At 60.1% G+C, this 18,910-nt stretch carries 16 protein-coding genes and 1 pseudogene; 10 read left to right on the forward strand and 7 right to left on the reverse strand.

Annotated elements, in window-relative coordinates; all coding sequences use genetic code 11:
- Nucleotides 1-394 precede the first annotated feature (394 nt).
- Complete coding sequence (gene pcaH, locus CYD26_RS03625; RefSeq protein ID WP_065759301.1) at nucleotides 395-1,114, forward strand: protocatechuate 3,4-dioxygenase subunit beta; 720 nt, start codon at nucleotides 395-397, stop codon at nucleotides 1,112-1,114.
- An 11-nt stretch (nucleotides 1,115-1,125) separates the two neighbouring features.
- Nucleotides 1,126-1,731 carry a protocatechuate 3,4-dioxygenase subunit alpha gene (gene pcaG, locus CYD26_RS03630; protein WP_065759300.1) on the forward strand — a complete coding sequence of 202 codons (606 nt, stop codon included), beginning with the start codon at nucleotides 1,126-1,128 and terminating at the stop codon, nucleotides 1,729-1,731.
- Nucleotides 1,732-1,798: 67 nt separating this feature from the next.
- On the opposite strand, the gene CYD26_RS03635 is transcribed toward pcaG, so the two are convergent.
- On the reverse strand, nucleotides 1,799-3,517 hold the full coding sequence (locus tag CYD26_RS03635) for an FAD-dependent oxidoreductase (protein WP_102051818.1): 1,719 nt from the start codon (nucleotides 3,515-3,517) through the stop codon (nucleotides 1,799-1,801).
- 175 nt (nucleotides 3,518-3,692) lie between these two features.
- On the opposite strand from CYD26_RS03635, the gene CYD26_RS03640 reads away from it, so the two are divergent.
- The 4 genes from CYD26_RS03640 to CYD26_RS03655 all read left to right on the forward strand — a co-directional run bounded on the left by CYD26_RS03640 (nucleotide 3,693) and on the right by CYD26_RS03655 (nucleotide 7,371).
- Nucleotides 3,693-4,469, forward strand: a complete 777-nt coding sequence (locus CYD26_RS03640) for an IclR family transcriptional regulator (RefSeq protein ID WP_065759298.1) — start codon at nucleotides 3,693-3,695, stop codon at nucleotides 4,467-4,469.
- Between the two features lie 124 nt (nucleotides 4,470-4,593).
- Complete coding sequence (locus CYD26_RS03645; RefSeq protein WP_102051819.1) at nucleotides 4,594-5,643, forward strand: Gfo/Idh/MocA family protein; 1,050 nt, start codon at nucleotides 4,594-4,596, stop codon at nucleotides 5,641-5,643.
- 17 nt (nucleotides 5,644-5,660) lie between these two features.
- Complete coding sequence (locus tag CYD26_RS03650) at nucleotides 5,661-6,476, forward strand: sugar phosphate isomerase/epimerase (RefSeq protein WP_099773478.1); 816 nt, start codon at nucleotides 5,661-5,663, stop codon at nucleotides 6,474-6,476.
- A 16-nt stretch (nucleotides 6,477-6,492) separates the two neighbouring features.
- Nucleotides 6,493-7,371 carry a DMT family transporter gene (locus CYD26_RS03655; protein ID WP_102051820.1) on the forward strand — a complete coding sequence of 293 codons (879 nt, stop codon included), beginning with the start codon at nucleotides 6,493-6,495 and terminating at the stop codon, nucleotides 7,369-7,371.
- Nucleotides 7,372-7,377: 6 nt separating this feature from the next.
- Here the strand turns inward: CYD26_RS03655 and CYD26_RS03660 are convergent, their stop codons facing one another.
- Nucleotides 7,378-8,718: an MFS transporter gene (locus CYD26_RS03660; protein ID WP_065759294.1), complete on the reverse strand. Its 1,341-nt coding sequence runs from the start codon at nucleotides 8,716-8,718 to the stop codon at nucleotides 7,378-7,380.
- A gap of 302 nt (nucleotides 8,719-9,020) precedes the next feature.
- Here CYD26_RS03660 and quiC point away from each other — a divergent pair, with 302 nt between their 5' ends.
- Both quiC and CYD26_RS03670 read left to right on the forward strand, forming a co-directional pair.
- A complete protein-coding gene (gene quiC, locus CYD26_RS03665; RefSeq protein WP_065759293.1) occupies nucleotides 9,021-10,928 on the forward strand; it encodes a 3-dehydroshikimate dehydratase QuiC in 1,908 nt (635 codons plus the stop codon).
- A 76-nt stretch (nucleotides 10,929-11,004) separates the two neighbouring features.
- Nucleotides 11,005-11,673, forward strand: coding sequence for a TetR/AcrR family transcriptional regulator (locus tag CYD26_RS03670; RefSeq protein ID WP_065759292.1), 669 nt, complete (start codon nucleotides 11,005-11,007; stop codon nucleotides 11,671-11,673).
- A gap of 37 nt (nucleotides 11,674-11,710) precedes the next feature.
- On the opposite strand, the gene CYD26_RS03675 is transcribed toward CYD26_RS03670, so the two are convergent.
- A complete protein-coding gene (locus CYD26_RS03675; RefSeq protein ID WP_065759291.1) occupies nucleotides 11,711-12,565 on the reverse strand; it encodes a shikimate dehydrogenase in 855 nt (284 codons plus the stop codon).
- On the reverse strand, nucleotides 12,562-13,017 hold the full coding sequence (gene aroQ, locus CYD26_RS03680; protein WP_065759290.1) for a type II 3-dehydroquinate dehydratase: 456 nt from the start codon (nucleotides 13,015-13,017) through the stop codon (nucleotides 12,562-12,564). Before aroQ ends, CYD26_RS03675 begins: the two co-directional genes overlap by 4 nt.
- 167 nt (nucleotides 13,018-13,184) lie before the next feature.
- On the opposite strand from aroQ, the gene CYD26_RS03685 reads away from it, so the two are divergent.
- On the forward strand, nucleotides 13,185-14,351 hold the full coding sequence (locus CYD26_RS03685) for an alkaline phosphatase family protein (RefSeq protein WP_102051821.1): 1,167 nt from the start codon (nucleotides 13,185-13,187) through the stop codon (nucleotides 14,349-14,351).
- Nucleotides 14,352-14,378: 27 nt separating this feature from the next.
- On the opposite strand, the gene trmA is transcribed toward CYD26_RS03685, so the two are convergent.
- The 3 genes and pseudogenes from trmA to CYD26_RS25780 form a co-directional block, all read right to left on the reverse strand.
- A complete protein-coding gene (gene trmA / locus CYD26_RS03690) occupies nucleotides 14,379-15,464 on the reverse strand; it encodes a tRNA (uridine(54)-C5)-methyltransferase TrmA (protein WP_065759288.1) in 1,086 nt (361 codons plus the stop codon).
- On the reverse strand, nucleotides 15,461-16,756 hold the full coding sequence (locus tag CYD26_RS03695; protein ID WP_065759287.1) for an NCS2 family permease: 1,296 nt from the start codon (nucleotides 16,754-16,756) through the stop codon (nucleotides 15,461-15,463). The genes trmA and CYD26_RS03695 overlap by 4 nt, the downstream gene beginning before the upstream one ends.
- Nucleotides 16,757-17,066: 310 nt before the next feature.
- A pseudogene (locus tag CYD26_RS25780) lies at nucleotides 17,067-17,213 on the reverse strand (hypothetical protein); the annotation flags it as partial.
- 255 nt (nucleotides 17,214-17,468) lie between these two features.
- Between CYD26_RS25780 and CYD26_RS03700 the strand changes: the two are divergent.
- Nucleotides 17,469-18,908 carry a cytochrome ubiquinol oxidase subunit I gene (locus tag CYD26_RS03700; RefSeq protein ID WP_102051822.1) on the forward strand — a complete coding sequence of 480 codons (1,440 nt, stop codon included), beginning with the start codon at nucleotides 17,469-17,471 and terminating at the stop codon, nucleotides 18,906-18,908.
- The last annotated feature ends 2 nt before the right edge of the window (nucleotides 18,909-18,910 follow it).

An 18,910-nucleotide genomic window follows, 5' to 3' on the forward strand; every position in this document is an offset into this window, starting at 1 on the left:
ATCCCGATCGCTGGAAGGTTGTTTTTCTTGGTGCCAGGCGATCCATACGCTGGCTTTATCGGCGGCAGTTCGGGTAGCTGAAACGCTTTTTCAGCAATTCCTACGAAATTGATCAACAAAGTGTTTGGCGCATGTTTCTGCGCCGTTCAGGGCTTCTTCAACGTCTCCTGAATCAAGCCTGCCAGCGCTTGGCCGGTGGAGCCGTGCGTATCCCTTTTCGCCATAGCCTATGAAAATTCTTGGGTTAGGCGACGTGAGCGCGCTGCGCTATACATAACCAATTGGTTATGTTTCCCATGGTTCTTTTCAGTTCCCGTCGAAGCCGTCTTGGCCGACACTGGGTGCTCGCCTGCTCCTCCCGGGCTTTTCCACATCCAATAACAAGGAGAACGGCATGTCCGCCACAGACGACAGTCGCTTCGCTATCCGTGATCGCAATTGGCACCCGAAAGCCCTGACCCCCGACTACAAGACCTCTGTTGCCCGGTCGCCGCGTCAGGCACTGGTGAGCATTCCTCAGTCGATCAGCGAAAGCACCGGTCCAGACTTCTCTCACCTGCAGTTTGGTCAGCATGACCATGACCTGTTGCTGAACTTCAACAACGGCGGCCTGCCGGTTGGTGAGCGCATCATCGTTTCCGGTCGAGTGTGTGACCAGTACGGCAAGCCGATCCCGCATACCCTGGTGGAGATGTGGCAGGCCAACGCCGGTGGCCGTTATCGGCACAAGAACGACCGTTACCTGGCGCCTCTGGACCCTAACTTCGGCGGTGTTGGTCGAGCCTTGACCGACCGTGATGGCTACTACAGTTTCCGCACGATCAAGCCCGGTCCTTACCCATGGCGTAACGGGCCGAACGACTGGCGTCCGGCGCATATCCACTTCTCTATCAGCGGCCCGTCGATCGCTACCCGGTTGATTACCCAGTTGTACTTTGAAGGTGATCCGCTGATTCCGATGTGCCCGATCGTCAAGTCGATCGCCAATCCTGAAGCGGTACAGAGCCTGATCGCACGCCTGGACATGACCAACGCGAACCCGATGGATTGCCTGGCCTATCGTTTCGACATCGTGCTGCGCGGCCAGCGCAAGACGCACTTTGAAAACTGCTAAGGAGCCCCGCCATGCCTACTCAACTGCTGCCGGAAACCCCTTCGCAGACCGCCGGTCCTTACGTTCATATCGGCCTGGCACTGGAGGCCGCCGGTAACCCGACTCGTCCTCAGGAAATCTGGAACCGTATGGCGCGTGCCGATGCGCCAGGCCAACAGATCCTGGTGTTTGGTCACGTATACGATGGCAACGGCCATCTGGTGCGCGACTCGTTCCTGGAGTTCTGGCAGGCTGACCATGAGGGTCACTATCAGCCAGATTTCAACCTGGAAAAGCCATTCAACAGCTTCGGTCGCACAGCCACGACCTTTGATGCGGGCGAGTGGAACCTGCACACCATCAAGCCGGGTGTCGCGCTGAATGCCGCCGGTGTGCCAATGGCGCCGCACATCAACGTGAGCCTGTTTGCCCGTGGTATCAATATCCACTTGCAGACCCGCTTGTACTTCGATGATGAAGCCGAGGCCAACGCCAAGTGCCCGGTACTCAACCTGATCGAGCAGCCGCAGCGTCGCGAGACCCTGGTTGCCAAGCGTTGTGAAGTGGACGGTAAACTGGCCTACCGCTTCGACATCCGTATTCAGGGTGAAGGCGAGACGGTGTTCTTCGACTTCTAAGCCTGTAGCGCCATAAAGAAGCCCGCCAATTGGCGGGCTTCTTTATGGGCTGCGGTTTGTAGTGGAATTACTCGTAGGCTGTTGCGCCGGCAATGTGGCGTCCAGCGATGTAACCAAAGGTCGCGGCCGGTCCCAGATTGATGCCGCCGGCCGGGTAGTGGCCGCCCATGATGCTGGCCATGTCGGTACCTACCGCATACAACCCGGCAATGGGCTGGCGTTGCTCATCAAGCACCTGGGCGTGCTCGTTGGTCTTGAGGCCAGCGAAGGTGCCGAAGCAGCCCGGTTCGACTTTAACTGCATAGAAGGGGCCTTTCTCGATCGGCGCGACGCAAGGATTGGGGCCATGCAACGCATCCCCTTGTTTACGGTTGTAGGGTGTAGAGCCACGGCCGAACAACGGGTCTTCGCCGTTGCGCGCATGGCGGTTGTATTGCTCGACGGTCGTACTCAAACCCTGGGGTTCGATACCGCAAGCCTGGGCCAGCGCTTCAAGGGTGTCGCCTTTCTTCAGGTAGCCGGAGCGTACGAAGGGTTCGACCGGCAGTGGGAACGGGCGGGAAATCCCCAGGCCATAACGGCGCTGGAAGGCATGGCTGCAGATCAGCCAGGAGGCCACCTCTTCACCCGGCGCCGCAGCGACCATGGCACTGACATAGTCATAGTAACCGCCGGCTTCGTTGACGAAGCGCTTGCCGTTCGCCAGTACACCGATAATGCCTGGCTTGCCACGTTCGATGATGTGCGGGAAGTGACCGAACGTGCCGTCCTTGTATGGCACCCTGGAGACCGGTGCCCAGGCGACCGGGCTGAGCAGGTCGTCAGCCATCCGGCCGCCGACGCTTTCGCCCAGGCGCAGGCCGTCGCCGTTGGCGCTCAGTGGCGGCAAGGCCAGGTGTTCGTTGCCGGTGGGCGTACGCGGGAACAACGCCTTGCGACGTTCGATATCGTTGGGGAAGCCGCCTGCCGCCAGCACTACCGCATGACGCGCGCGGATCTTAACGGGGCCGTTGCGTGTTTGCACGACGGCGCCAGCCACCCGGTTGTTTTCGTGAATCAGTTCGCTGGCCGGGGCCGACTCCCAGAGCAGTACGCCGAGGTCTTCGGCAGACTTGGCCAGCCTGGCCACCAGTGCAACACCATTGACCAGGTGCATGGCCCGACCGTTGAGCGCCAGGTCGAGCAGGTGCCGGCTGAAGCGCTTGGTCACGTGGAGCAGCGAGCGCCAGGAACGGGTCAGGGTCAGGAAGGCCGCGAGGTCTTTGCCGGCCATGATCGGCATGCCCATGAACGAGGTTTCGCGCATGGTCTTGCGCAGGCGTTTGAGCAACTTGCCGACTTCGCGAGCATTGTAGGGGGCGGCGATAACCGAACGTCCGCCCGTTCCGGCACCGGGTGTGTCGCCATGAATATCGGCGATAGCGTTGCCATCGGAAAACTGCAGGGCAGTATGGCGTTCGAAGAACGAGACCATGTGAGGCGCGGCCTCCAGAAACGCATCGATCATTACGGGATCGAAGCACTCGCCCAGTTCGTGCTCAAGGTAGGTACGGGGCAGTGAACGGTCTTCAATGATACCGGCGCGTTGTGCCAGTGGATTGCAGGGCACCCACATCCAGCCACCGGACCAGGCAGTGGCGCCGCCGAACACCGGGTCTTTCTCGACCACGATGACCTTTTTACCGTGCCAGGCGGCTGTCACGGCGGTGGATAAACCGGCAGCACCGGAACCGATGACCAGGACATCGCAGTCCACCGTGGTGTGCAAAGAGGTGTCGGCAGGCATTTGAGATCTCGCGTTCAGGGTCGAATAGTTTTGTTTTTGGAACTCAATTCCATATTCTATGGTTGCTGTCCGATATCGCCAAGTGCAAAGCGGGCAAAATGGGCGAAGATCGAACAGTGGTTTGCGCTTTCGCCGACGCTCTTTAGAATCGGCAAAATTTTTAGGGACCGTGACCATGGCCGGCAGTCAGATTGAACGTGCGTTAAGCCTTCTCGAAAGCCTCACCAGCGCCCCGCGCGGCCTGCCAATGCAAACGCTGGCTGAGCAACTGGACATCCCCAAGAGTGCTACCCATCGCATGTTGGCCGAGCTGATACGCCTCGGGTATGTGCGGCAAAACCCGGAAAACAGTCGTTATCTGCTGAGTACCAAGCTGGTCGCTTTGGGTTTTCGTTACCTCTCCAGCGCTGGCGCCGATGTGGTTCAACCCGTCCTTGATCAATTGGCCCAGCAAACGGGTGAGCTGGTGCGTCTTGGAGTGATCGACGGCGAGCGCCAAACCTGGATCGCCAAAGCTCAGGGGGCTCGCTCGGGGTTGCGTTATGACCCCGATATGGGCCGGGATGCGCCATTGTTTTACACCGCTTCCGGGCATGCCTGGCTGGCCAGCCTGAGTGATGCGCAGGCCTTGCTGCTGGTGGAGCGCCAAGGGATTGCCCAGCGGGAGGACTTTGGCCCCAATGCCCCGGCTTCCAATGCCGATTTGCTCGAGCGTCTGCGCATTGCCCGTGAGCATGGTTATGCCTGGGTCGTTGAGAGCTCTGCGGTAGGCACCTCGGCACTGGCGGCAGTGGTGCGTCACCCGCTGGACGGGCATGTGGTCGGGGTGCTCAGCGTCGCCGGGCCTAGTGCCCGTATGAGTGAGGCGCGTATGCATGAACTGGCCCCTGCATTGCTGGCTGCGACGGCAGAGTTGTCGGCAGCCTGCCCCGCTTCGGAGTTGTTCCTCTAGCGTTTCTGCCGCGCCATAGCGAATGGCAGCCCTCAGGGCTGCCATTTTTTTTGCTTGCAAGAAAAGTGGAACTGAGTTCTAAATAAAATGCGAATAACAACAACGCACCTCGAGGAGCTCGGGCTTGAATCAGCCATTGCGAATTGCCTTGATCGGGGCAGGGGTCATGGGCCGCCAGCACTATCAGCATTTACGAACACTCGACCAGGCACAGCTGTGCGCGGTGGCCGACCCGAATGAAAGTGCGGCTGAGTTTGCTGCCGAGTGCGCTGTGGCGTACTACGCCGATTACCGGCAGATGCTCGCTCTCGCCCGGCCTGAGGCCGTCATCGTCGCCAACCCGAACGCGCTGCATGTGAGTACGGCACTCGACTGCCTGGCGGCAGGGGTGCCTGTGTTACTGGAGAAACCGGTGGGTGTGCAGCTAGGGGAAGTGCGCGAACTGGTCGCGGCCTCGAAGGCTACCGGGGTGCCGGTTCTGGTTGGGCACCACCGTCGACACAATCCCTTGATTGCCCGCGCCCATGAAGTGATATCGCGTGGCGTTTTAGGGCGTTTGACCACCGTCACCGCGCTCTGGCAGTTGCGCAAGCCAGACAGCTACTTCGATATCCCGTGGCGGCGCGAGGCTGGCGCGGGGATGTTGCTGACCAACTTGATCCACGACCTCGACCTGTTGCGTTACTTGTGTGGCGAGGTTCGCCAGGTGCAGGCGATCACCAGCAACGCGGTACGCGGCTTTGGCAATGAGGACTGCGCGGCGGTGTTGCTCCAGTTCGATAACGGCGCGCTGGGCAGCCTGACCGGCTCTGATGCCGTGGCCGCGCCCTGGAGCTGGGAGCTCGACAGTGGCGAGAACCCGGTCTACTCGCGTCAGGCCGATCAACCCTGCTACCTGTTGGCAGGTACCGCGGGTGCCCTGAGCATTCCTCAGCTTAAGCGCTGGCACTACGCCGAAGCCGGGGAGGGTTGGCATCAACCGCTGCTGCAGGTGCAGGAGCCGTTCACTGCCGATGAGGCCCTGCGCCTGCAACTGCTGCACTTTATCCAGGTCGCTCGTGGCCAGGTTCAGCCGCTGGTCAGTGCGGCTGATGCTGGGCGTACGCTGGCACTGATCGAAGCCATTCGCGAGGCTGCGCGTACTGGTCGCGCCTGCGCCCCTGCCTGTCTTTAATCCCTGAAGGAGTCATCATGAATCAACGCGTTATGTCGCTGGCGGCCTTGACGGTGCTGGAGTTGTCCCCGGTGCAGATGGTTGAAGTGGCCGCACGGGCCGGTTACAGCCATGTTGGCTTGCGCCTGGAGCCCGCCACGCCAGAAGAGCACCATTTTCCCTTGGTGCGTGACGCCGAGCTGCGTCGTCAGACCGCTGCACGCCTGCGTGACACCGGTATTAAGGTGCTGGATGTGGAAATCCTGCGGCTCAAACCCGATACCCGTGTCGGGGATTTTGAAGCCTTGCTGAGCGTTGGCGCCGAGTTTGGCGCCACGGAGCTGCTGGTGGCCGGTAACGATCCCGATGAGCAGCGCCAGACCGATAACTTCGCCGCCCTGTGTGACCTTGCCGCTCGCTATGGCCTGCACCCCCATCTGGAATTCATGCCGTGGACTGATGCGAAGAACCTTACCCAGGCGCGGCGCATTGTCGAGAGCGCTGGGCGCGACAATGGTTGCGTGCTGATTGACGCCTTCCACTTCGATCGCTCGGGGTCGTCACTGGAAGCGCTGCGACAACTGCCGCGTTCACGCATGCGCTATGCCCAGTTGTGTGACGTGGCGGGGCCGCGCCCTGACGATATGGCTGAAATCCTGCGTCAGGCGCGTAACGAGCGGCGCTTTCCGGGCGATGGCGATTGCGATCTGCAAGGGTTGTTGCGCTGCTTGCCCTGTGACCTGCCGCTGAGCCTGGAAATCCCTACACGGCAGTTGCTTGAGCAGGGCGTCAGTGCTCTAGAGCGTGCAACGCTGGCGCTGGAAAAGACCCTTCAGGTGTTGAGCCTCCGTTGACCTGCGAGCATTGTTGATGACCCGTCCCGCTGCATTAGGTGATGTCACTCGGCCGTTGAAAGGTATTGTTTTGATTGTGGTGGCGACGTTTCTGTTCGCCAGTCACGATGCTTTGTCGAAGTACCTTTCAGGGTTTTACCCGATTCTATGGGTCGTGTGGGCTCGCTACCTGGTTCATACCCTGTTGATGATGGCCATTTTCCTGCCGCAGTCGGGGCTGCGCCTGTTGCGCACGCGTCGACCGGCGCTGCAGGCGCTACGGGCGCTGTGTCTGCTGGCGACCAGCCTGCTGTTCACCACGGCATTGCAGTTCATCCCGTTGGCCGAAGCGACTGCGGTGAACTTCCTGGCCCCTTTGTTGGTGACGGCGCTGTCTGTGCCGCTGCTGGGGGAGCAGGTTTCCCGAGGGCAATGGCTGGCCGTTCTGGTCAGTTTTGTCGGGGTGCTGGTGATCGTTCATCCGGGAGGCAATCTGTTTACGCCTGCGGTGTTGTTACCGTTCTGTTCGGCGCTGGTTTTTTGCTTCTATCAATTGCTGACGCGCAAGCTCAGTGAAGTCGACAGCCCTAGCGCCAGTAACTTCTTTACCGGTGTCGTGAACACGTTGGTGATGAGTGCGTTAGTGCCTTTCTTCTGGCACACGCCAACCTGGGAGCATGCTGCGCTGGCCGTGGTGCTTGGCGCGTTCGGAATGATTGCGCACCTGTTCCTGACCCAGGCGTTCAGGCATGCAGCACCGGCCATGCTGGCTCCGTTCAGCTACTGCCAGGTGGTATTTGCGGGCGTATTGGGGTTTGTTCTGTTCGGACACAGCCCGGACAAGGCCGGGCTGGTGGGGATTGCACTGATATGCCTGAGCGGGCTGTGCGCTGCGTGGTTGCAGCGCAAACCCTAGATGCCCTTAGTCAGTGACGGTAGGGATCTTGCGTGGCGCCATGAAGTACATCCACAGCAGGGCGCAGAAGTACATGGCGGGGATCATGGTGAACAGTACGGTGTAGTTGTTTTGGGTGACGGTCAGAACGTAGCCCACCAACTGCGTCATGAACATGCCGCCGATGGCTGCACACATGCCGCCGAAGCCGAACACCGTGCTCATCATGTGCTTCGGTGTGTAGTCCATCACCAGGCTCCAGATGTTGGCCGTCCAGGCCTGGTGTGCGGCGATGGCCAGGGAGATGGCCAGTACCGCGACCCACAGGCTGCTGGCGCCCGCGGCGAAGATCACGCTGACGATGGTGCCGGCGAACAGCAGCATCGAGAGCAGCCGCGCCTTGATCGGGGCCATGCCGCGACCAATCAGGAACGAAGACAGGATGCCGCCACCGACACTGCCGAAGTCGGCACTCAGGTAAATCACGATCAACGGGATACCCATTTGGGTCACGTTGATGCCCAGGCTGTACTGCTGATTGAGAAACGGTGGCAGCCAGTACAGATAGAACCAGAACACTGGCGCGGTCAGAGAGTAGGCCAGGGCAAAGGCCCAGGTGCCACGCATGCGCAGGATACGAGAGAACGGCACGCGGGCTTGTTCAGGCTCGGTAGCATTCTGGATGTAGGCCAGTTCGGCCTGGCTGACTGTCGGGTGGTTTTCCGGGTTGAAGTACTTCAGCGCCCAGAATGTCACCCAGACCAGCCCGAGCATGGCCATCGCGATAAATGCAGCCTGCCAACCCCAGACGCTCAGGATCAGTGGCAGTAGCATCGGCGTGAGCATTGCCCCCACGTTGGTGCCGGCATTGAAGATGCCGGTAGCAACGGCGCGTTCGCCAGCCGGGAACCACAGGCGTGTGGTCTTGACGCAGGCCGGGTAGTTGGCCGCCTCGGTCAGGCCGAGGATGAACCGGCAGACCATGAAGCCGACAGCAGAGGTCGCCAGGCCATGTGCGCCTGTCGCGATACTCCAGAGGAGTACGGCGCAGAAGAACACACGCTTGACGCCGACCCGGTCAATCAGCCGTCCTTGCAGGACGAAACCGATGGCGTAGCCCACCTGGAACCAGAAGTTGATGTTGGCGTAGTCCATCGCTGTCCAGCTCATTTCCTTGGCCAGGATGGGCTGCATGACACCGAGTGCGGCGCGGTCGATGTAGTTCAGTGTGGTGGCGAAGAACACGAGGGCGAGCATGTACCAGCGGGTCTTGCCCACGGCCATGGCGCCACGAATCTTGTCACCGATACCAGCATGCGGGGTGTTGCCCAGAGGCTGGGCCGAACGGGAGCTTTGTGTGTGGATCATTGTGGGTTACCCGTATTTTTTATGTTTATGGTCAAGCCAGGGTATTGGGTGACGCGCGGCGGTCGCCGAAGTACGCGGCGGTCGATTGATTGGCAGTGGTCGAGAAGCTTTTGGCTTTTTGAGCACGACTGCCCCGTGACGAAATGGTGCGCTACTGCCCGAAAATGGGTCAATTCGTCGAATGCTAATTTGTTCGATAATCGAACACAAAACTAACCAGTTCGTACCTTTTGTGTTGAGCTGCTAAAGTGGGTTGCCAATAATTCGTTCATTGCGCCATGCCTGCCTATCGGAGCCAGAAAATGCAGCGTTCGATTGCCACCGTATCCTTGAGCGGTACCCTGCCGGAAAAACTTGAAGCGATTGCCGCCGCCGGTTTCGATGGCGTCGAAATATTCGAAAATGACCTGCTCTATTACGCCGGCAGCCCTCGCGAGATTCGTCAGCGATGCGCTGATTTGGGGCTCGCGATCACGCTGTTTCAGCCGTTTCGGGACTTTGAAGGGTGCCGCCGCGATCGCCTGGCGCGCAACCTGGACAGGGCCGAGCGCAAGTTCGACCTGATGCAGGAACTGGGCACCGACCTGGTGCTGGTCTGCAGTAACGTTGCCAGTGACTCGTTGGGCGAGCGGCAGATACTGGTCGATGACCTGCGGCTGCTGGCCGAACGTGCGGGGGCTCGTGGCCTGCGTATCGGCTATGAGGCGCTGGCCTGGGGCCGCCACGTCAATACCTGGGAGCAAGTCTGGGATATCGTCAGGGAGGCCGATCATGCCAGCCTGGGGATGATTCTCGACAGTTTCCATACCCTGTCGCTCAAGGGCGACCCACGGGGTATTGCGCAGGTGCCGGGCGAGAAGATTTTCTTCGTGCAGATGGCCGACGCGCCAATCCTGGCCATGGATGTGCTGGAGTGGAGCCGTCATTTCCGCTGCTTCCCTGGGCAAGGTGAATTTGATTTGCCGGGGTTTCTTGCTCCGATTCTTTCGACAGGGTATCGCGGTCCGCTGTCGCTGGAGATCTTCAACGATGGCTTCCGGGCTGCGCCGCCACGGGCCAATGCGGCCGATGGCTTGCGTTCGCTGTTGTACCTGGAAGAGAAGACGCGGCTGTTGCTTGAGCAGTCTGGCCCGTTGCCGGATGACAACCTGCTGTTCACGCCGCCAGCGGCCAGTGCCTACGACGGCATCGAGTTTCTTGAGTTCGCGGTGGATGACGCACTGGGCGCCAAACTCTCGCATTGGCTGGAGCGCCTTGGGTTTACCAAGGCCGGTGAACACCGTTCGAAGAATGTCAGCCTGCTGCGTCAGGGCGATATCAACCTGATCCTCAATGCCGAGCCTTACTCCTTTGCGCACAACTTTTTCGAGAGCCATGGGCCTTCGCTCTGCGCTACGGCCATTCGAGTAAAAGACAGCACGCAAGCGCTGGCACGGGCGGTGGCGTATCACGGGCAGCCTTACCGCGGCCTGGTAGGCCCCAACGAGCGCGAGTTGGCGGCGGTGCGTGCGCCCGATGGCAGCCTGATCTATCTGGTCGACCAGGATGCCGAAGGGCGGACTATCTACGACACTGATTTCAGCCTGGTGCAGCAACCTGCCACGTCCCTGGGCCTGACCCGTATCGATCACATGGCGCTGGCGTTGCCGGCCGATGGCCTGGACAGTTGGGCGCTGTTTTACAAGAGCCTGCTGGACTTCAGTGCCGATGACGAGGTCGTGCTGCCCGACCCTTACGGCCTGGTCAAGAGCCGTGCGCTGCGCAGCCGTTGCACTTCGATCCGCTTGCCCTTGAACATCTCGGAGAACCGTAATACCGCGATCTCCCATGCCCTGTCGCATTACCGTGGTTCGGGCGTGCATCACATTGCGTTCGATTGTGATGACATCTTTGCCGCAGTGAAGCAGGCCAAGGAAGCCGGTGTTGCCCTGCTCGACATCCCGCTCAACTATTACGACGATCTGGCCGCACGCTTCGACTTCGATGACGAGTTCCTCAGTGAACTGGCCTATTACAACGTGCTGTACGACCGTGATGCCCAGGGCGGTGAACTGTTTCACGTGTACACCCAGCCATTTGAAGAGCGTTTCTTCTTCGAAGTGCTGCAACGACGCAACGGATACAGTGGCTACGGTGCGGCCAACGTAGCGGTGCGTTTGGCGGCGATGGCCAAGGCACGCAGCGGCAGCCAGGCACAAGTTAAACTTTAGGGGAACAGGCTTCGACTTCCTTCTCAGGCATGCGGGCCTCATAATCACGATGTTCACAGATGGCCATGAGTCCCGTATGACGACAACCCCAGCACTTTGCGCCGCCCCTACCGAGGCGGTGCGCAGAAGCCGCAAGAACAACCCTGAAAAGACGCGGGAGAGCATTCTTCAGGCGGCAATCTGCGAGTTTGTCCAGCAGGGGCTCGCAGGGGCCAGGGTCGATGCGATTGCCGAGCGCACGCATACCTCGAAGCGCATGATCTACTACTACTTCAGCAGCAAGGAGCAGTTGTACATCGAAGTGCTGGAAAAGCTCTACGGCGACATTCGCAGCACGGAAAGCAGTTTGCACCTGGCAGAGCTGGAGCCGCGTCAGGGCATTCGTCGGTTGGTCGAGTTCACCTTCGATCACCACGACCGCAATGTCGACTTTGTGCGAATCGTCTGTAACGAAAACATGCACCACGGTGACTACGTCAAACGCTCATCGGCCATCAGCTCGATGAACAAGACGGTGCTGATGGCGCTGGATGAGATTCTGCGCCGCGGTGCTGCTGAAGGGCTTTTCCGCCAAGGCCTGGAAGCCCTGGACGTGCATTTGCTGATCAGTTCGTTCTGTTTCTATCGGGTCTCGAACCGACATACGTTCGGTGAGATTTTCCAGGTCGATTTCGAGGACAGCGCAGTGAAGGCGCGCCACCGCGAAATGATTTGCGAGTCGGTGCTGCGCTACCTGCAGGCATGAGCCAGGTGCCGCTGCCGGTTGGCAGCGGCTACACGGATCAGTTCTGAAAACTGCTGAAGTGCTCGATCATCCGCTGGGCATCGGCCGGTACGCCGCTGAACAGCTCAAACGCCTTGACCGCCTGAAACACGGCCATCGTTCCGCCGTTCAGTGTCTGGCAGCCCAGCGCTCGAGCTTCGCGAAGTAAATCGGTCTCCAGTGGGAAATACACGATTTCAGCTACCCACAGGTTGCTGCGCAGCAGCGCTTTGGGCACCGGCATGCCGGGTAGTTTGGCCATGCCCATCGGCGTGGTGTTGACCAGGCCGTCGGCCTCTGCCATTGCCGCTTCCAGGTCATGCCCAACACGAGCGGGAGCTCCGGGGAAATGCTGGTTGAGGTTATCCACCAGCGCCTGGGCTCGAGCGGCCTCGACATCGAAGATGACCAGTTGCGCAACGCCTTCGCCCAGCAAGGCATGAGCCACTGCGGCGCCAGCGCCGCCAGCACCCATCTGCACCACCAGCCGACGCTGTACACCTGTGAGGCCACGGCGAAACCCTTCGGCAAAGCCCAGGCAGTCGGTGTTGTGGCCGATGCGTTTACCGTCCTTGAGCAGCACGGTGTTGACCGCGCCAATGCCCCGTGCCTCTGGCGACAGTTCGTCGAGCAGCGGCAAGATGGCCTGTTTGCACGGGAAGGTGATGTTCAGCCCGGTGAAGCCCATGTGCTCGGCGGCTGTCAGCAGTTCTTCCAGGGCACTGCTGTCGAGCTTCAAGACGTCAAGGTCGATCAGGCGATAGAGGTAGTTAAGACCTTGTGCCGCCCCTTCATGCTCATGCAGTGCAGGGGTGCGTGAAGCCTGGATGCCGGCGCCGATCAGGCCGGCGAGAACGCTGGGTTTACGGTTCATGCCGATTGCTCCTGAGTCGACAGCCATTGAGCGAGATGTTCCAGGGCCAAGCGGTAGCCGTTGATGCCGAAACCGCAGAGCACGGCAACAGCAATGGACGAGACATAGCTGTGATGGCGGAACGACTCACGGGCATGCACGTTGGAAATGTGTACTTCGATAACCGGAAGCTCCACGGCTACCAAGGCGTCGCGGATGGCGACTGACGTGTGGGTCCAGGCTGCCGGATTGATCACGATGGCCGCATATCGACCACGGGCCTGGTGAATCCAGTCGAGTAGTTCGCCTTCATGGTTGGTTTGGCGAAAATCAACTTCCAGCCCCAGTTGGGCGGCACTGCGGCTGCACAGGGCGGACACATCAGCCAGGGTTTCGCGGCCATAGGTAGCCGGCTCTCGGGTGCCTAACAGGTTGAGGTTGGGACCATTGAGGACCAGGACGGTACGACTCATCGGTGGGCTCCGTTGTTGTTCTTGAGTGAGGAAACGCTGTCTCGAGCAAATTGTACTAACTGGTTAATTTGGTCAATTGGCGAGAGCCGGGTCGGCGCTTTTTCTGTTCGCTGATCGAACAGGGTGTGCTAAACCTGTTGTTTAACAACCTGACCACGGAGGGAAATATGGCGGTGCAGAGGGAAGAGAGGCCGTCACTGGAGGCGACCTGGCCGGGGCTTGCTCACCTCACCCAGTCGATTCTGGCGTCATTGGGGGGGAGGGCGTTCAACAACACCTTCAGGTTGGAGGCGGCTTCGGCAACCTGCCTGTTGTTGATCGACGGTCTGGGGTGGCACTTGCTGCACGAGCATGCGCACCGAGCACCATTTCTCGCTGCGTTGATGCGCCCTGACGGGTGTTTTCGCGTCGGCTTTCCTGCGACTACCGCGACCAGCCTGGCCTCTATCACTTCGGGCCTGGCCAGTGGCGCCCACGGAATCGTGGGTTGCAGTTTTGCCCTTGATGCGCAGACGGCGCTCTCTCCGCTGACCTGGAGCAGTTCGGCGCTGCAGGGGGAGGGCGCATGCAGCCCTGTACCTGCGCCCGACGATTTCATCGTTCCGCGCATGGCCTGGTCAAAGGCGGCAGAGCAGGGGATCGCCATCAGTACACTGATGCTTGGCCGCTACGCCACATCGGACTTTTCCAGAGCGATCTACCGTGCTGGCGAGATTCTTCCGGCAGTGGCATACGAGGCTTATCCGGCATTGGTGCGCAAGGCCCTTGAGGCAGAGCGTCCGGCCTTGTGTTTCGCTTATTTTGGTGACCTGGATTTTGCTGGGCACGTGTATGGGCCGGGCTCCGAACCGTGGCTCAAACAGCTGGAGATTGCTGACCAATTGGCCCAGTCGATTGCCCTGTACCTGCCCGCGGGTGCCGATCTGAAGGTCATCGCGGACCATGGCATGGTTCGGCTGGACAGCGCACGGGTGGTCGATTTCGATGAGGATGCAACTCTGCAGCAAGGCGTACATGCCGTGGCTGGGGATATACGGGCGCGTCATGTCTACGTGGCGGAGCATCAGCTGGACCGGGTGCTGGCACGCTGGCAAGAGCGCCTCGGCGACGCCTATACGGTGCTGAGCAAGGCCCAGGCAATCAAGCAGAGTCTGTTCGGTGACGTGGTGCTGAGCGGGGCCGAAGCCCGTATTGGCGACCTGATCGTGATACCCCGTGGGCATGGGGGGATCATTCGCAGTCAGGTGGAGAAGCACGCCAGCCAGTGGTTGGGCCACCATGGCGGGCTGGCTGACGAGGATCAATGGGTGCCCTTGTTGCGGTACACCCCCTGACCCTCTTGCCATCAGGATGGCTGTCGATCAACGTCGTACCAACAACACCCCGCTTTCCATGTGGTGGGTGTAGGGGAACTGGTCGAACAATGCACAGCGCTCGATACGGTGTGTGTCGTGCAACTGGGCGATGTTGGCCGCGAGGGTCTCCGGGTTGCAGGAGATGTACAGGATGTTGTCGAAACGTCGTGTCAGCTCACAGGTATCCGGATCCATGCCCGCACGCGGTGGATCGACGAAGACGCTGCCAAACTGGTAGCTCTTCAGGTCGATCCCTTCCAGGCGACGGAAGGGGCGCACATCATTGAGCGCTTCAGTCAGTTCTTCGGCGGACAGGCGCACCAGGCGTACGTTATCCACAGCGTTGTCATCGAGGTTGTGCAGGGCGGCATTGACTGACGTCTTGCTGATCTCGGTGGCCAGTACCTTGCGAACCCGGGTAGCGAGCGGCAAGGTGAAGTTACCGTTGCCGCAGTACAGCTCCAGCAGGTCGTCCTGGCGCTCACCCAGCGCGTCATAGGCCCAGTTCAGCATCTTCTGGTTGACCGTGCCGTTGGGTTGGGTGAACGCGCCTTCGGGCTGACGGTAGCGGAAACTGCGTCCAGCCACCTGCAGCTCTTCGACCGCATAGTCGCGGCCGATCACCACACGCTTGCCCTTGGAGCGACCGATGATGCTTGCATTCAGGTCGCTGGCCAACTGCCGCGCTGCAGCCTCCCAGTGCTCGTCCAATGGCCGGTGATAGCACAGGGTAATCATCGCGTCACCGGCCAGGGTGGTGAGGAACTCCACCTGGAACAGTTTGAAGCTCAAGGCCGAGCTGGCTTGCCAGGCGGCTTTGAGCTTGGGCATCAGTTCGTTGATACGCAGGCTGGCGATCGGGAAGTCTTCGATCAGGATCGGCGTGTGCTTTTCGCCAGGGGCGAACATTGCATAGAAGCGCTGCTCGTTTTCACGCCAGAGGCGGAACTCGGCACGCAGGCGATAGTGCTCGCGCGGTGAGTCGAAGACGGCCGGTTCCGGTGCTGCGAAAGGCGCCAGCAGCTCGCGCAGGCGAGCGACCTTGGCGTCCAATTGTTGGCTGTAAGTTGCAGGATCGAGGACAGCACTCATGCGTTGAACCAGCCCAGTTTGATGACGAACAGAATCGACAGGACCACCAGCGCCGAATTGACCTCGCGGCCACGGCCAGAGATCAGCTTGATGACCGTCCAGGAAATGAAACCAAAGGCGATGCCGTTGGCAATCGAGTAGGTCAGCGGCATCGCCAGGGCCGTAATGACCACGGGTGCGGCTTCAGTGATGTCGTCCCAGTTTATTTCAGCCAGGCCCGACGCCATCAGCACGGCGACGAACAGCAGCGCCGGCGCCGTAGCATAGGCGGGCACGCTGCCGGCCAACGGTGCAAAGAACAGCGCCAGCAGGAACAGCACGGCGACCACGACTGCTGTCAGCCCGGTACGTCCACCGGCGCTGACGCCAGCGGCCGACTCAATGTAGCTGGTGGTGGTCGAGGTACCCAGCAGCGAACCGGCCATGGCTGCAGTACTGTCGGCGATCAGGGCGCGCCCCATCTTCGGCATGTGGCCGTCCTTGCCCATCAGGCCAGCACGTTTGGCAACGCCAATCAGGGTGCCCGAATTGTCGAACAGGTCGACGAACAGGAAGGCAAAGATCACGCTGATCAGGCCAATGTCCAGGGCACCCTTGATATCCAGCTGCAGGAAGGTTGGCGCCAGTGACGGTGGCATCGACATTACCCCACCGAACTCGCTGAAGCCCAGCGTGATGGAGGCCAGGGTGACGGCGAGAATGCCGATCAGTACGGCACCACGCACCTTCAGTGCTTCCAGTGCGACGATCAGAAAGAAGCCCAGGGTGGCGAGTATCGGTGCGGGTTGCTTCAGGTCGCCCAGGCCGACCACGGTTGCCTTGTGGGCGACCACGATGCCAGCGTTGTGCAGGGCGATCAGTGCCAGGAACAGACCGATACCGGCGGCAATGGCCGAGCGCAGCGGCAGCGGGATGCTGTTGACGATCCATTCGCGGATACGAAAAATCGACAGCAGAAAGAACAACACGGCGGAAATGAACACTGCCCCCAGCGCGACTTGCCAGGTGTGGCCCATGTTCAGGACGACGGTGTAGGTAAAGAAGGCGTTCAGGCCCATCCCTGGTGCCAGCGCGATCGGGTAGTTGGCGATCACGCCCATGACGGTCGAGCCGATGGCGGCAGCCAGGCAGGTGGCGACGAAGACCGCGCCTTTGTCCATGCCGGTTTCGCCGAGGATGCTGGGGTTGACGAACAGAATGTAGGCCATCGCCAGGAACGTGGTGACGCCCGCCAGAATTTCGGTGCGCACGTTGGTGTTGTGTGCTTTTAGTTGAAACAGCCTTTCCAGCATGCCTGCTCCCGTGGCGCGCGCTGGCGCCGTGAATGATCGACCCAACTAGCAAAGCACAGACCATACCGGGAGGCTGTGTATTTTCCTTGGGTCGGGAAAAAGCCGCGCATCATACCAGCATGATCGACGAGGAGTAATGCAGATACGCCCATCTTGGGCGCTGGCATGGTATCCGCAGGAAGGCGTGGCGTTGTCTATAAGGGTTCGACCGTGTGCAAGTGATCGCGGCTGGCCAGGCTTGGGAACAGTTTTATCCACAGCCCGGTCACCAGCAGCGTTCCAACACCGCCCCGGCGGCACCCAGTACGGCCAACACCGCCAGGTCGAGGTCAAGCACGCTGCCGGTCAATGGATAGAGGTGCCAACCGATGGCCAGGGTGAGCATTTGAAAGCTGCTGGCAGTGAATACCTGAGCGAACCAGAAAGCCCGAGAGTGGGCGGTTAGCGCACTAAACAGTTACCTCGTAAAGGGGGTGAGGCAACCGGTCACGCGGCAATCGACCACATAACCTGCGCAGGCGTTCGGGACTATTCTGTTTTTCATACGTTGATCTGCGTCAATAGTTGCAGATGCAACGAATCGGCCCCGTGGCCGTAAATCCCTACGATTGCTGTTTCCAGAACAACTCCAATGTGTGGCACTCAATAGCCGTGGGGGCAGTTGGCGCAAAGGCATTCGCCGCGCGCCAGATTACCTGACAGAGGAAGCACTATGTTCGGTTTGGAGGCACTCGATCTCGCCCGAATCCAGTTCGCGTTTACCGTCTCGTTCCATATCCTGTTCCCGGCCATCACCATTGGCCTGGCGAGCTACCTGGCGGTGCTCGAAGGCCTGTGGCTCAAGACTAACAACAGCGTTTACCGCGACCTGTATCACTTCTGGTCGAAGATCTTCGCCGTGAACTTCGGTATGGGCGTTGTATCCGGCCTGGTCATGGCGTACCAGTTCGGCACCAACTGGAGCCGTTTCTCCGATTTCGCCGGGGCCGTCACTGGGCCTTTGCTGACCTACGAGGTATTGACCGCCTTCTTCCTTGAGGCCGGTTTCCTTGGCGTCATGCTCTTCGGCTGGAACCGTGTAGGCCGCGGTCTGCACTTTTTCTCCACCCTCATGGTCGCCCTTGGCACCTTGGTCTCGACCTTCTGGATCCTTGCCTCGAACAGCTGGATGCAGACCCCACAGGGTTACGAGATCATTGATGGTCGAGTGATTCCGGTGGACTGGCTGGCCGTGATCTTCAACCCGTCCTTCCCTTATCGTCTGGCGCACATGGCGACCGCGGCGTTTGTCGCGACGGCATTCTTTGTCGGTGCTTCGGCGGCCTGGCATCTACTGCGTGGGCGTGACAACCCGGCGATCCGCAAGATGCTATCGATGGCCATGTGGATGGCCTTGATCGTCGCGCCGGTTCAAGCGGTTATCGGCGATTTCCATGGGTTGAACACCCTCAAGCACCAGCCGGTGAAAATCGCTGCCATTGAAGGGCACTGGGAAAACGTCGGGGACGAGCCGACCCCGTTGATTCTGTTCGGCATCCCCGACATGAAAGCCGAAACCACCCATTTCAAACTAGAGATCCCGGCACTGGGCAGCCTGATCCTGACCCACAGCCTGGATAAACAAGTGCCGGCGATGAAGGAGTTCGCCCCTGAAGACCGGCCGAACTCGACCGTAGTCTTCTGGTCGTTCCGGATCATGGTCGGCCTCGGCATGCTGATGATTGCGGTCGGCCTATGGAGTGTCTGGTTGCGCCTGCGTGGCAGCCTCTACAGTTCGCGGCCATTCCTCTACCTGACCCTGTGGATGGGCCCGTCCGGTTTGATCGCAGTACTCGCCGGGTGGTTCACCACTGAAGTCGGTCGTCAGCCGTGGGTGGTCTATGGCCTGATGCGTACCGCCGACGGTGCCTCGAATCATAGTTACACCCAGTTGGGTGTGACGCTGGTGATGTTCGTGGTGGTGTATTTCGCGCTGTTCGGAGCAGGTTTGGGCTACATGATGCGCCTAGTGCGAAAGGGGCCGAAAACTGACGAAGGCAAGGAAGTCAGCACTGGCGGTCCTGGTCAGCAACGCACTCCGGCACGGCCGCTGTCTGCTGCGGGTGACGATAACCACGACGGCGAAAACTTCAGCCTGAACAAGGGGAACTGAAT

Source organism: Pseudomonas sp. FFUP_PS_473 (assembly GCF_002858665.1).
Classification (GTDB): Bacteria; Pseudomonadota; Gammaproteobacteria; order Pseudomonadales; family Pseudomonadaceae; genus Aquipseudomonas; species Aquipseudomonas defluvii.